This window comes from Thauera sp. (assembly GCF_047601425.1).
GTDB lineage: Bacteria > Pseudomonadota > Gammaproteobacteria > Burkholderiales > Rhodocyclaceae > Thauera.
The window spans coordinates 362216-374696 of sequence record NZ_JASGJL010000001.1 but is presented as its reverse complement, the minus strand read 5'-3'; the positions used below and the strand labels follow the sequence as shown (position 1 = coordinate 374696).

Annotated in this window: 15 protein-coding genes and 1 tRNA gene; 7 read left to right on the top strand and 9 right to left on the bottom strand. The window is 64.9% G+C overall.

What is annotated here, in order from left to right; all coding sequences use genetic code 11:
* Positions 1 to 291: 291 nt before the first annotated feature.
* The 3 genes from QM748_RS01875 to aroQ all read right to left on the bottom strand — a co-directional run bounded on the left by QM748_RS01875 (position 292) and on the right by aroQ (position 2533).
* Positions 292 to 1314, bottom strand: coding sequence for a FecR domain-containing protein (locus QM748_RS01875; RefSeq protein WP_415245387.1), 1023 nt, complete (start codon positions 1312 to 1314; stop codon positions 292 to 294).
* Entirely contained in the window at positions 1311 to 1847 is a 537-nt protein-coding gene (locus tag QM748_RS01870; protein WP_415245386.1) for a sigma-70 family RNA polymerase sigma factor, read from the bottom strand. Before QM748_RS01870 ends, QM748_RS01875 begins: the two co-directional genes overlap by 4 nt.
* A 248-nt stretch (positions 1848 to 2095) precedes the next feature.
* Positions 2096 to 2533: a type II 3-dehydroquinate dehydratase gene (aroQ, locus tag QM748_RS01865; RefSeq protein ID WP_415245385.1), complete on the bottom strand. Its 438-nt coding sequence runs from the start codon at positions 2531 to 2533 to the stop codon at positions 2096 to 2098.
* Positions 2534 to 2676: 143 nt separating this feature from the next.
* On the opposite strand from aroQ, the gene QM748_RS01860 reads away from it, so the two are divergent.
* Genes QM748_RS01860 through QM748_RS01845 form a run of 4 tightly spaced genes read left to right on the top strand, consistent with a single transcriptional unit; the run spans position 2677 to position 6749 of the window.
* Complete coding sequence (locus QM748_RS01860) at positions 2677 to 3066, top strand: GntR family transcriptional regulator (RefSeq protein WP_415245384.1); 390 nt, start codon at positions 2677 to 2679, stop codon at positions 3064 to 3066.
* 2 nt (positions 3067 to 3068) lie between these two features.
* The gene (locus QM748_RS01855; protein WP_415245383.1) at positions 3069 to 3947 is read left to right on the top strand and encodes an ABC transporter ATP-binding protein; all 879 of its coding nucleotides are present in this window, start codon (positions 3069 to 3071) and stop codon (positions 3945 to 3947) included.
* Positions 3944 to 5350 (top strand): hypothetical protein, encoded by a 1407-nt coding sequence (locus QM748_RS01850; protein WP_415245382.1) that lies wholly within the window; start codon positions 3944 to 3946, stop codon positions 5348 to 5350. Before QM748_RS01855 ends, QM748_RS01850 begins: the two co-directional genes overlap by 4 nt.
* Complete coding sequence (locus tag QM748_RS01845; RefSeq protein ID WP_415245381.1) at positions 5334 to 6749, top strand: hypothetical protein; 1416 nt, start codon at positions 5334 to 5336, stop codon at positions 6747 to 6749. The genes QM748_RS01850 and QM748_RS01845 overlap by 17 nt, the downstream gene beginning before the upstream one ends.
* A gap of 11 nt (positions 6750 to 6760) precedes the next feature.
* On the opposite strand, the gene QM748_RS01840 is transcribed toward QM748_RS01845, so the two are convergent.
* From QM748_RS01840 to QM748_RS01830, 3 genes are all read right to left on the bottom strand, one after another.
* Positions 6761 to 7444: a DUF3334 family protein gene (locus tag QM748_RS01840; RefSeq protein ID WP_415245380.1), complete on the bottom strand. Its 684-nt coding sequence runs from the start codon at positions 7442 to 7444 to the stop codon at positions 6761 to 6763.
* 112 nt (positions 7445 to 7556) lie between these two features.
* On the bottom strand, positions 7557 to 7718 hold the full coding sequence (locus QM748_RS01835) for a hypothetical protein (RefSeq protein ID WP_415245379.1): 162 nt from the start codon (positions 7716 to 7718) through the stop codon (positions 7557 to 7559).
* Positions 7715 to 8422, bottom strand: a complete 708-nt coding sequence (locus tag QM748_RS01830) for a putative RNA methyltransferase (protein WP_415245378.1) — start codon at positions 8420 to 8422, stop codon at positions 7715 to 7717. The genes QM748_RS01835 and QM748_RS01830 overlap by 4 nt, the downstream gene beginning before the upstream one ends.
* Between QM748_RS01830 and QM748_RS01825 the strand changes: the two genes are divergently transcribed.
* Positions 8421 to 9281: a flagellar brake protein gene (locus QM748_RS01825; RefSeq protein ID WP_415245377.1), complete on the top strand. Its 861-nt coding sequence runs from the start codon at positions 8421 to 8423 to the stop codon at positions 9279 to 9281. The genes QM748_RS01830 and QM748_RS01825 overlap by 2 nt on opposite strands.
* Positions 9282 to 9359: 78 nt before the next feature.
* On the opposite strand, the gene QM748_RS01820 is transcribed toward QM748_RS01825, so the two are convergent.
* Together QM748_RS01820 and QM748_RS01815 are read right to left on the bottom strand one after the other, a co-directional pair.
* Positions 9360 to 9452: transfer RNA gene (locus QM748_RS01820), tRNA-Ser, on the bottom strand.
* Positions 9453 to 9514: 62 nt separating this feature from the next.
* Positions 9515 to 10744, bottom strand: coding sequence for an aspartate kinase (locus QM748_RS01815; protein ID WP_415245376.1), 1230 nt, complete (start codon positions 10742 to 10744; stop codon positions 9515 to 9517).
* A gap of 254 nt (positions 10745 to 10998) precedes the next feature.
* Here QM748_RS01815 and QM748_RS01810 point away from each other — a divergent pair, with 254 nt between their 5' ends.
* Together QM748_RS01810 and queD are read left to right on the top strand one after the other, a co-directional pair.
* Positions 10999 to 11292, top strand: a complete 294-nt coding sequence (locus QM748_RS01810; RefSeq protein ID WP_415245375.1) for a helix-turn-helix domain-containing protein — start codon at positions 10999 to 11001, stop codon at positions 11290 to 11292.
* A gap of 174 nt (positions 11293 to 11466) precedes the next feature.
* On the top strand, positions 11467 to 11910 hold the full coding sequence (queD, locus tag QM748_RS01805; RefSeq protein WP_415245374.1) for a 6-carboxytetrahydropterin synthase QueD: 444 nt from the start codon (positions 11467 to 11469) through the stop codon (positions 11908 to 11910).
* A gap of 17 nt (positions 11911 to 11927) precedes the next feature.
* Here the strand turns inward: queD and QM748_RS01800 are convergent, their stop codons facing one another.
* Positions 11928 to 12467, bottom strand: a complete 540-nt coding sequence (locus QM748_RS01800) for a phospholipase D family protein (protein ID WP_415245373.1) — start codon at positions 12465 to 12467, stop codon at positions 11928 to 11930.
* Between the last annotated feature and the right edge of the window lie 14 nt (positions 12468 to 12481).

Genomic DNA, 12481 nt, shown 5'->3' with positions numbered 1-12481 from the left:
TCCGCGCAGGGCGGAGGCAGCGGCGGACGGAAAGCCTGGGAGCCGCATTGGCGGCATGGGATGGGCAAACGGACATGGCGGAAGCCTTTCGTCGAACAGAGGGGTTGGTGAAATGGAGCCCCGCTGTCCCGTCCATTCCTCCCCTCGCGTTGGCGCCATACGAACTGCGCGCATGGGGAGCGGGCGTGGACGAGCAGTCGAGCTCTCACCTCCTTGATCGAACGAGCGGCAAAAACGATGAACCGCTTTGCGCAAAAAAAGAGTTTTTTCTGTCGGGCCGAACGGCCGGGATCAGCGATCAGCAGCGGCCGGCTTCCTGGGTTCGATGCTGATCCACCACGGCAGGGGACGGCGCACCGCGATGGGCATCACGGTCTCGAGCATAGCGAGCGCCTGCTCGGGGTCGTCAGCCGGGTAGCTGCCGAAAACGGGCAGGCCGGCGAGTTCGGGTGCCAGCCCCAGATGGCCTCGATGATGCCTGCGAAGCTCGGCAACGACCTCGGCCAGCGGAATGTTGCGGGCGATGAGCACACCGCGCGTCCAGGCTTCGCGTGCAGGATCGGCCGGCCTGGCGCCCGATACGCCGGCAGCGGTGAAACTCAGCTGATGCCCGGCCCTGACGATGGTGGCCTGCCCGGCACGAGGCTGCACCTCGACCGCCCCTCCATAGACGGACAGGGTCGTCTGCGCATCGCCGTCCAGGCGCACGTTGAAGCGCGTGCCGAGTGCACGCAGCCTGCCCTGTGCCGTGTTGACGTGGAACGGGCGCCGCAGCGGGTCGCTCGCGGTATCGATGAGCATTTCGCCCTGCCGCAGGCGCAGCAGGCGCTGGTCCGGCCGGTAGTCCTGATCGAAGGCGCTGACGGCATTGAGCCAGACACGGCTGCCGTCGGCCAGGGCGATTTCGCGCACTTCGCCGGTAGCGCTGCGGTAGTCCGCCGTCCATGCCGGCGCGGCATCGGACAGTGATGGATCACGCCAGATGGCCAGGCCGAGCACGCCTGTGCCGGCGAAGGCGGCAAGACCGAGCAGCACCTGCCGACGGCGCCCACGATTGGCGCCAGCCTGCCTGTAGGCAGATGCCGCCAGCCGCGGCTGGGCGCTGGCCTTGATCGGATCGAGCCGGCGGCTGAGGTTTTCGACATAGCCCCAGGCCTGCCGATGCTCGTCCGCTGCCGAGAGCCAGGCCTCCCAGCGGCGGCGGTCGGCAGCAGTAGCCTCGCCCGAAAGCAGCAGCGCGAACCACTCGGCGGCCTGCTCCAGTACCCGGTGCGAAGGCCCGGACGGCATCGGGCCGGGCGATGCAGCGCTCACGATGCCGCCGGGAAAGCGGCGGTGGCTGCGCAGCGCACGCCTCCGCCCAAATGCAATGCCTCCACCCCTTGCCGTATTTCATGATGCAGGCAATGCAGCGTGGCCCTGGCGACATACTTGGCCACCATGCGCACCGAAACACCCAGTTCAGCGGCAACTTCCCTGTAGCTCATGTCGCAGGCGACGGCCATCACGAAAGCCTGCGCGGCCCTGGGCGGCAGGCTGAGCAGCAAGGTGTCGATCTCGTACAGAGTTTCGAGCACGATGGCCTGATGCTCGGCCGAGGGCAGCACTGCCTCGGGCTGCGCGGCGAGCGTGTCGAGCCAGGCCTGCTCTATGCTGCGGCGGCGCCAGAGATCGATGCACAGGCCATTGGCCATCGCGCGCAGATAACTGCGCGCCTCCGGTGCGCTGTCGAAGCGGCATGGCCTGGCGATCAGGCGCAGAAAGGCGTCATGCGCAAGATCGGCCGCATCCGCGGCATTGCCCAGACGACGGCCGAGCCAGCCCTGCAACCAGGCGTGATGGTCCATGTAGAGCGTTGTGATGCCTGGAGGGGACACGGGGTCCGTAACGTTCACAGCCAGCCTTGAAGCTGTACGACGCCTCGGCCAGCTGGACTGGGCCACGACCGGTCCTGGCTATCGTACGCAAATGAAAATTAATGGGAATCATTACTGATTATCCACCAATCCATCCACCGAAGCAAAGCCGGCAAGAGACGGCTGCCGCCTGCCGATCCCCATCGCCCATGCCTGACCGCAGGCACGGGCCCTGCACGTCAGCGCAGCTTGCTGGCGACGAACTGCAGCGCGAGGTTGTAGCCCAGCGTGCCGAAGCCCGCCATCACCGCCTCGGCGATGTCCGACAGGTAGGAGCGGTGACGGAAAGCCTCGCGCTTGTGCACGTTGGAGATATGCACTTCGACGAAGGGAATCGCCACACCGCCGAAGGCATCCCGGATCGCCACGCTGGTATGGGTGTAGGCGCCCGGGTTGATGACCACGAACTTCACGCCCTCGAGCCTCGCCTGGTGGATGCGGTCGACGATCGCGCCCTCGTGGTTGCTCTGGAAGCAATCGACTTCCAGGCCCAGTTCCGCTCCCTGCATGCGCAGGCTGTTCTCGACGTCGGCAAGCGTCGTCGAACCGTAGATGTGCGGTTCGCGCGTACCGAGCAGGTTCAGGTTCGGGCCGTTGATGATCAGGACCTTGCTCATGCGGGAATGCTCCTTGGCAGAAAGACCCTCAGTGTGCCGCAGTATCGGCCGCCGCGGTACGCGGCACCGGCTGCCGCAGTATCGACTGCGGGATGTCTTGAGCATCGCCCAAGTGTATTGCTATAGTAATACACATGGATGCCATGAGCCTGCACATCGAGCCCAGCTCGCCCGACCCGATCTATCGCCAGATCGTCGGCCAGGTCGCGCGCATGGTCGCTGCCGGCCAGTGCCCACCGGGCACGCGCCTGCCTTCGGTGCGCGAAGTGGCGGCAGCCCACGCGGTGAATCCGATGACGGTTTCCAAGGCTTACGCCCAGCTCGAAGCCCAGGGCCTGCTGGAGCGCCAGCGCGGCAAGGGCATGGTGGTGGCAGCGCAGGCACCGGCAAGCCGTTCGATCAGGGACAGGCTGCAGGCATTGGCCCCTGCGCTGGAGGAAGTGGCGCGCCAGGCCGGACAGCTCGGGCTGGAAGAAGGACCGGTGATCGAAGCCCTGCGGCAACGCATGCAGAACGAAAACAGGGAGCAATGAAGATGGATGGAATCGCAGTGCAGGCGCCGCTGATCGAGACACGGGAGCTCGTCAAGGATTACGGCAAGCGCCGCATCCTGGATGGCGTGTCGCTGGCCGTCGAGCCCGGCAGCATCCTCGGCCTGGTCGGCCGCAACGGTGCCGGCAAGAGCAGTCTGCTGGAATGCCTGCTCGGCCTGCGCCGCGCCGACCGCGGCAGCGCCCTGGTGTTCGGCAAGCCGCCCGAGCATATGGACGACGCAGACAAGATGCGTCTGGGCTACGTGCCGCAGCAGCCCGACGGCTTCGACTGGATGACGATCGACGAGATGCTGGGCCTGATCGCCGGGCTTTACCCGGGCTGGGATGCGCAACTGGCCGCACGCCTGCTCGACACCTGGGATCTGTACGGCGACCGACGCCTGTCCACGCTGTCGCCGGGCGAGCGCCAGCAGGTCGCGATCGTCCGCGCGCTGGCGCCCCGCCCGGCGCTGCTGGTGCTGGACGAGCCGGCTTCGGCGCTCGATCCGGTTGCGCGCCGCACCCTGCTGCGCGAGATCGTCAACCTGGCGATGGCGGACGGCACCACGGTGGTGTTCTCCACCCACATCATTTCCGACCTCGAACGGGTGGCCTCGCACATCGCCCTGTTGCACGGCGGCCGCATCCGCCTGCACGCCGCGCTGGACGACATCAAGGACAGCCTGCGACGGCTGTGGTGGCCGGCCTCGACGCCCCTGCCCGACACACCGCTGGCAGGCGAACTGGCGCGGCGGCCGCTGGAAGAAGGCGGCTGGAGCCTGGTATTGCGCGATGCAGACGCACAGGCCGGCCATTGGCCGGCGGAAGCCCGGCTGAACCCGCTGGCGCTGGAAGATCTGTTCGTGGAACTGGCGGCATGAACGCGCGCGTCCTGCGCCAATTGGCTCCCCCGATCTGGGCATGCGTGCTTTACGCCTTGCTGCTGGCGGTCTTTCTGGGCATGACGCTGTACCCCTTTCTCTCCGGCCGGAGTACCGAGACACAAACGCCCTGGCCAGCAATGTGGGTGGTCATCGCCTCGGTGTGGTCATGGCTGGTTGGGCAACAGATGAGCCTGACGGCCTACCGCATGCTGCCGCTGCGCCTGCCGCGCATCGCCTCCTCGTTGCGCAAGTCCGTCAGCCTGCATGCAGCGGTGGGTATCGCCCTGCCAGTGCTGGCCGTACTGCTCTGGCAGCCCTCGGCAAGCATGCTCAGCGCCCTGGCCGCCGCGCTGTGGCTGGGCTCCGCCATCAGCCTGCTGACCCTGAGCCTGCCGGTGCCGCTGGCCGTGATACCGGGGCTTGCGCTGATCCTGGGCTGGGATCATGTCGACGCCCCTGCAGCACAGTTCGTCGCCGGCAGCATCGCGCTGCTGCTGGCCGAACTGTGCTGGCGCTGGCATCTGTCCCGGCTGCGCCCCGGTATCTGGGCCCCCTGTGGCGCCTGGCTGGGCGGCCGTTCATTGCAGGCATCGTTCCCATTGCAGACCGGCCGCCGATCGCCACCGGTCAACGGCAGCCCGGCCGGCATGGTTTCATCCGCCAGCCCGGTACAGGTCCGATACGACCAGGATCTGCTGGCCAGCATGCTTGGGCGCGGGTTCCAGACCTTCCGCCAGGCTTACGGCCGGCGCGGCCAATGGCTGATCTGGCTACTGGTCGCGGGCTGCATCGCCGGACTGCTTGCACTCGGCCGTGTGTGGCCCGAACCGGCGTGGGGGAAGGACAAGGTGGCGATCCTTGCCATCATGCTCATGCTTCTGATCGACCACTCCCAGCATTTGGTCGACAAGCTGCTCACCAAGCGCCGCAGCCAATGGGTGGAACTCCATCTCGCCCCCGGCCTGCCGCCGCGCGCCCATCTGGAGGGTGCAGTGATGCGGCAGATCTTCCGCTGCGTGGGGGAGCGGGTACTGCTGCTTGCCCTGTTCCTGCCCGCAGTCGTGCAGTTGAGCCATTCGCTGAACATGTGGTGGGCACTGTGGTGGGTGTGCTTTGCCCTGATCGTGCTGCTGCACGGTGTTCATAAAGCCTGGCTGAGCTGGCATGGACAGGAGCTTAGCGCCACCACGCTGTGGGCGAGCGCGCGGATCGTGGGATTCTTCGCCTTGTCCCTCTCCACCAATCTGTGGCTGCTCCAGCAGCATTCACCCTATGGCCCGATGTCCTATGCCTGGACGGCGCTGGGCTGGGTGATTTATCTGGGCGCGATGCTGGCGCATTTCCTGACTGCCAGGCGCCGGATCGACACAAGGACGAACGGGGATGGTCGAAATGGCTGAGCGCATGCCGCGGAGCAGGACACGAAAGCGCCCCCACACGCTGCGGCCTTTGTTCCCCGAAACCTGGGTGTGCGTGCTGGGCATCGTGCTGTACGTGTTCGGCCTCGGCCTGGGCAGCCTGCCCGCCTTCTTCGACGGCGATGCCGAAGCACGGCGCTTCTGGCCGGCGACGTGGACGGTCGTGGCCGCGCTGTGGTGGGGTTTCATGGGCACGCGGATGTGCGTGACGCTCGACCGCATGCTGGCGCTGCGCCTGCCGCGCGTCGGCGCCACCCTTCGCGACGTGGTCAGCCTTCACCTGCTGTTCAGCGTCGGCCTGCCGATGCTGGCGATGCTGCTGTGGCAGCCGGAACAGGCCATTGCCGAAACGAGCCTGCCGTCCCTGGCCGCGGCATTGTGGCTCGGCTCCACCATCGGCCTGCTGGTCATCAGCCTGCCGCTGCCGCTCGCCTTCGCGCCGGGCGTGTTGCTGATTCTCAGTTGGGACGGACTGGACGAGCCGGCCATCCGTCTCGCCGCCGGCTGCGCCGCGCTGCTGCTGGCCGGGCTGTCGTGGCACTGGCACATCGCCCGGCGGCGGCACGTGCTGCTGGCGTCCTTCGGTGCCTGGGTGGAAGACTCGACGCCGCAGTTGCGCATCATCGGACGTTTGCCGGCCACCCCGCTCGGTGAGCGAATTCCGGCGGCACCTGCCGCCTCTCCGGCGCTTGCGGAAGGCAGCCAGGCCATGCTCGCCAGGATTCTGGGGCAGGATTTCCAGACCCTTCGCCAGACCTACGGCCCGCGCGGCCAGATGCTGACCTGGTCGATCTTCCTGGGCGGCAGCGCGACATTGCTGATCTACGGCCATTTCGCCGACGTGGAGAGAACCCGCTCGGTGTCCGGCAATCCGGTCATGTTCATCATCAGTTGGTTCAGCCTGGCGATGCTCGTGCAAAAGCCGCTACGCAGCTTGATGGCTTTGCGCACGCGGCTGCGGGGGCAGCGGGCCGAGCTGTTCCTGGCCCCCGGCCTGCCGCCACAAGCCGCCCTGGAACAGGCCGTGCTGCGCCAGGCTTTCCTGTCCCTGCGGGAAAAGGCGCTGCTGATCGCGATTTCCATGCCGGCCGCAATGCAACTGAGCTTCCTGCTGAATCCGTGGTGGGGACTGTGGATGGCCGGTTTCGCCATGCTGTCGGTGCTGCTGGGCCTGTATTCGGCCTGGCTGGCCTGGCATGGACGGAAGCCGAACCTGGCATGGCTCATCGCCTTCGCCATATTGAGCATGGGCACTCATTGGTGGATGCTGGCCCATCCGCACGCTCCGCCAGCATGGCTGATCCTGGCCTGGACGGCTTTCCTGCTATGGACGCTGGGCCAGTTCGCATTTGCCCGGCGCACACTCCAGGCAAGCCGCTAGGCCCGACGCGATCACATGCCCAGCGACTTCAGCAGCGCGTCGTGATCGTCGGCATCGGCCGACGGCGCAGCGGCCTCGGACGGCCGGCGGTTCTGTTCCAGCAGTTCGTCCGGATCGGGCGCCTCGTTCGGCTCGAAATCGACCAGCTTGATGAACTCGGTGTGGTCAACCGCCAGTTCCAGATAGAAGACGTTGTTCTGCGCGGTATAGAAAGTCACCCGCCGCGCTTCCGGCTGGTCCAGCTTGGTATCGACGCTGAGGATGACCTGCTTGGTCAGCACCAGCATCTTGGGCTGGTTCTGGGTGATGTCGATCTGCAGTTCGCGGCCGACCTTGCCGGTGAAGTTGCCGACGATCTGGTTCATCAGTTCGCCCATGACGTTGCTGACTTCGTCCGAAGTGTAGGACACCGCCAGTTCATCCTTGGCCATCCCCATGCTGAGCATGTAGCGCTCGTAGATCTCCATCGCCGCCTGGGCCGAGAAGTTCATCACCACCAGCCCGGAGAAACCGCCATCGAACAGCACGAAGCAGCCGATGTCGGGCTTGAGGCAGGTCTTGGTGATCTTCTGCACCATGCCGGAGAAGCGGATCTCTTCCTGGGTGGCCTTGCCGAGCACCGAGGCCACGGAGTTGCACAGACCCAGCAGCAGGTCTTCGGTGCCGAATACGACGGGATGGTCAGCCTTGTTCATGGCGCTCAACGCTCGCAGCAAAAACGGATGGGATCGATGCTCTTTGTAACACAGCCGAAGGCCACCGCGCAGGCCGATTTCATAAGCCGCGTGCATTCATGCACAACCGCCATCACCCGCCGGAATCGTGTCCGGCAGACCTTCCGTCGCGCACCAGTGCCAGCACTCCGGCATCCACGGTCAGCGACAACGCGGTCAGGGCCGCCGCCCTCGCCCGCCCTTCGGGCGTGGCACGGAACAGGTGAGGCGTCATCGACAGCAGATCGGCGATCACCTCGGCGCCTTCCAGTTCCAGCGTGAAACGCAGGCTGCCGGATGCACCGCGATCGAATCCTGCCGGCACCGGCGGCTCTCCCCGCGCTCCGGCTTCAGCGCCGGATAGATGATCTCCCGCAACTCGCGCAGGTGATCGGGTCCGGCATCGACCTGCAGCAGCAGGCCACCAGGTTTGAGTACCCGGGCAAACTCGGCATACACCGGAAAGCCGAACATGCACAGCACGCAGTCGAGCGCGGCATCCGCCACCGGCAACCGGGCGTTGCTGCCGACCAGCCAGGTCGCTTCGCGCTGCTGCTTGGCTGCCGCCTGTACCGCCCACTTGGAAATATCCACGCCGATCAGGGCGATCTCGCGGGCTTCGGCCACCGCCCCGAGCCGGCGCAGGTAGTAGCCCTCACCGCAGCCGGCATCGAGGCAGCTCAGCTGCCCCTGCTGCGGCAGCGCAGCCAGCACGCTGCGGCTGACCTCGTCGGCAATCGGCCGGTAATGCCCCGCATTCAGGAAACGCCGGCGTGCCCCGACCATCTCCTTGCTGTCGCCGGGGTCGCGCGAACGCTTGTGCTGCACCGGCAGCAGGTTGGCGTAGCCTTCGCGGGCGATGTCGAAGCCATGGCCGGACGGGCAGCGCCAGGCCGAACCCTCGCGCCGCAGCGGGGCGGCATCGAGCGGGCAGGTCAGATTCTGGAACGGGATGATCATGAGCGCGAAGGGTGCAGCAGGCCGGACGCGAACACAAGCTCAGCTCTCCAGGTGCTGCGGATTCGTGGACGCCGTACAATCGGAAAAGACCCATCCAGGATGCACCATGAATACTGCAACGGCCTCGCCCGACACTCCCGACGCAGCAGGAAAACCCGCACGAGATCAGGCGCCCCGGACTGGCGCCCACTCCGACCGCAGCAGCCTCGCCGACATGCGCCCCTTGATCGGGGATTCGCTGCAGCTCGACTGGGGCATGCCGCTGAAATCGCAGAAAACCTACGTCAAACTAGTGGGTTATCTGAAGGATCGCTCGATCATCGTCACCGCACCGACCATTGGCGGACGCCGGCTGGAACTGGTGGAAAACGACAACGTGCTCGTCAGGGGGTTCTCCGGAACCAACGCCTACGCCTTCCGGGCATCGGTGATGCGCGTGAGCCGGCTGCCCTTCGACCACGTTTATCTGTCCTTTCCAGACAATGTCTTCGGCCGGCCCGTACGCCGATCCCAGCGCGTAAGGACCGAGCTCGAAGCCATGCTGCAGTCGAATTCCCCAGACCGGGCAGAACCGGTCCGCGCGCAGATCGAGAATCTGAGCGCCCTCGGCGCACTGGTCTGCACGGAGCAGCCGCTCGACCCGGATTCCCCCTTGCGCTTCAGTGCCGCGCTGATGCTGCATGACAACAGCGTCACGCTGGAAGCCGACAGCATGATCGTCAGCCACCATGTGGCGGCAAACGGCACGGGCATTCACAGCTACGGCCTCAAGTTCACCGGCCTCGATGCAAACGACGCAATGCTGCTCAAGGCATACGTCTATCAGCAGATCGTGGACTACCCGGAATCGGTGTGCTGACGCGGCACCGGACCGCCAAGACGGATTCGAGCGCCAGAAAAGCAAAAACCCGCTGAATCAGCGGGTCATGTGCTTGTCTGGCGGAGACGGAGGGATTCGAACCCTCGATACCGTTTTTGACGGTATGCTCCCTTAGCAGGGGAGTGCCTTCGACCTCTCGGCCACGTCTCCATCAGGAAGGCGCGATCATAGCGAGTTCGCGCCTCCCGGTCAAACGCTATTCACTAGCTTTATCAGACCTGCGCATCCAGGCCGAAAGCCTTGTGCAGCGCGCGCACGGCGAGTTCCAGGTACTTGTCTTCGATCGCCACCGAAATCTTGATTTCCGAGGTCGAGATCATCTGGATGTTGATGCCTTCCTCGGCCAGGGTGCGGAACATCTGCGAAGCCACGCCCGGGTGCGAACGCATGCCGACACCGACGATGGATACCTTGCACATGGTCTTGTCCGCTTCGATCTCACGGGCGCCGATGTGGGCCTTGACGCCGTCGAGCACCTTGACCGCCTTGTCCAGATCGCCGCGCGCCACCGTGAACGAAAAGTCGGTGGTGCCGTCATGGCTGACATTCTGGATGATCATGTCAACGTCGATGTTGGCTTCGGCGATCGGCCCCAGGATCTGGTAGGCGATGCCCGGCTTGTCGGGTGCGCCGACCACGGTGAGCTTGGCCTCGTCGCGCGAGAAGGCGATGCCGGAGATGATGGGTTGTTCCATGTTCTTGTCTTCCTCAACGGTGATGAGCGTGCCCTCGCCTTCGCGATCTTCGAAGCTGGAAAGGACGCGCAGCTTGACCTTGTACTTGCCGGCGAATTCGACCGAGCGGATCTGCAGGACCTTCGAGCCGAGGCTGGCCATTTCCAGCATTTCCTCGAAGGTGATGGTGTCGAGCTTGCGGGCTTCGGGCACGATGCGCGGATCGGTGGTATAGACGCCATCGACGTCGGTGTAGATCTGGCATTCGTCGGCCTTCAGTGCAGCGGCCAGCGCCACGCCGGTGGTGTCCGAACCGCCCCGGCCGAGCGTGGTGATGTTGCCGTGCTCGTCCACGCCCTGGAAACCGGCGACGACGACGACCTTGCCCTCATCAAGATCCTTGCGCATCGGCGCATCGTCGATGTCCAGGATGCGCGCCTTGGTGTGCAGCGAATCGGTCAGGATCCTGACCTGGCCACCGGTGTAGCTCTTCGCCGGCACGCCGATGTCCTCGAGCGCCATGCACAGCAGGCCGATCGTGACCTGTTCGCCGGTGGACACGACCACGTCGAGCTCTCTCGGCGTGGGGTTCGACGCGACTTCCTTGGTGAGTGCGATCAGGCGATTGGTTTCGCCGCTCATCGCCGACACCACGACAACCACTTGATGCCCCTGCGCGCGGAACTTCGCCACCTTGCGGGCGACGTTCTTGATGCGCTCGGGGCTGCCGACCGAGGTGCCGCCGTACTTCTGAACTATCAGTGCCATCGTAGTATCCAAATACCGGTGGATAAAGCGGGCGATTCTAGCGAAAGGCGGAGAACTTTGCAGTGCCTTGCACACCAAAACCGCCAAACACACCCCTTATGCTCTTAATGACAAAAACGTGATATTTGTCATTGTATTTGCACGGGATAGTGATCTATACTTTTTTCCGTAGTATTAGTCATTAACCAGCCTACAATTGCACCAGCGGCGTCATGGTAAACCCATGGCAAGCGCACTCAACAAAGGAAACAGAGATGAAATCCAACGATAATATCGACGTCCGTGAAATCCGTCGCAAACTGGGCCTCAACCAGTCCCAGTTCTGGTCCAAGATCGGCGTCACCCAGAGCGGCGGTTCCCGTTACGAAAGCGGCCGCAACATTCCCCGCCCCGTGCAAGCGCTGCTGCGCCTGGTGCACGTCGAGCAGATCGACATCAGCAAGGTCAAGAAGGACGACGTGGAAGTGGCCGAATACCTGAAGGCTACCAACCCCGAGTTGTACAAGACCCTGAAGAAGGAAGCCCGCGCAAAGAAGAAAGAGCGCTGAGCACCGTGCGACACGGCATCGAGGGCTGACGCAAATCGTCAGCCCTTTTTCGTTCACGCCCGTTTCCCCGCCTTCCCGGAAAAGCACCGCGGGCTCAATTACTTGCGGGTATCGCCGCAGCAGGGCGGCATGGTGCGGGTGCTATAATCCGCGCCCGTTTGAATGAGGTCAGCCATGCGCATCACCCGCCGTCTCGAATTCGATGCCGGACACAGGATTCCCGATCACGCCAGCCAGTGCCGCCACCTGCATGGCCACCGCTATGCGCTGGAAGTGACGCTTTCGGGCGAAGTCATCAAGGCCGATGGCCTGCCGGTCAATGGCATGGTGATGGATTTCGCCGACGTCAAGCGCATCGCCAACGAACTCGTCGTTTCGCGTTGGGATCATGCCTTCCTGGTCTATCGTGGCGACACCCAGGTCATGGCCATGCTCGACGCCATCCCCGGCCACAAGACCGTCGTGCTCGACGTCGTGCCGACCGCGGAGAACCTTGCCGCAGAGGCTTTCCGCATCCTCGATCCAGCCTATCGTGACACCTACGGCAACCACCTGCGGCTCGAGCGCGTGCGCCTGTACGAAACCCCCAACTGCTGGGCCGACGCCATCCGCGGCTGAACGCCCCGCCTCGCCGTTCAGTGCTTGAACGGCAGCGCGGTGATCACCATCGCCTTGCGGCGATGCGCCAGCCAGTTGTCCCGATAAGCCTGCGCCAGTTCGCAATGGCCGCGCAGCACGATGACGTTTTCCGCATTGCGGTTCTGCGCCGACCAGGTGAAATTGTACGAGCCCGTCGACACCGCGCAGCCGGGGCCGTCTGCATCGGCGATCAGCACCTTGTTGTGCGCGGCGTTGTATTCGGTCTCGACCGCCACCGGCACTCCGCCCGCCAGCAGGATCGGCAAGGCGTTCCCCTTGGGCCTGCGGTTCATGTGGGCATCGGCCAGCACCTGCACTTTCACGCCGCGCCGGTGGGCCGCCACCATCGCATTGGCGATCCGCTTGCTGGTGAAGGCGTAGGCCTGCACATGCAGGCTGCGGCGCGCCTGCTCGATTACACGCACCAGCAAGGATTCGGCATCGTCGCGCGGCGCGAAAGCAACTTCGACCTCACCCTTGGCGGCAAAGCGCTGCGCCGCCGATGCTGCCGGCGGCAGGGCCGCAGCCAAAGCCATCACGATCCCCTGCA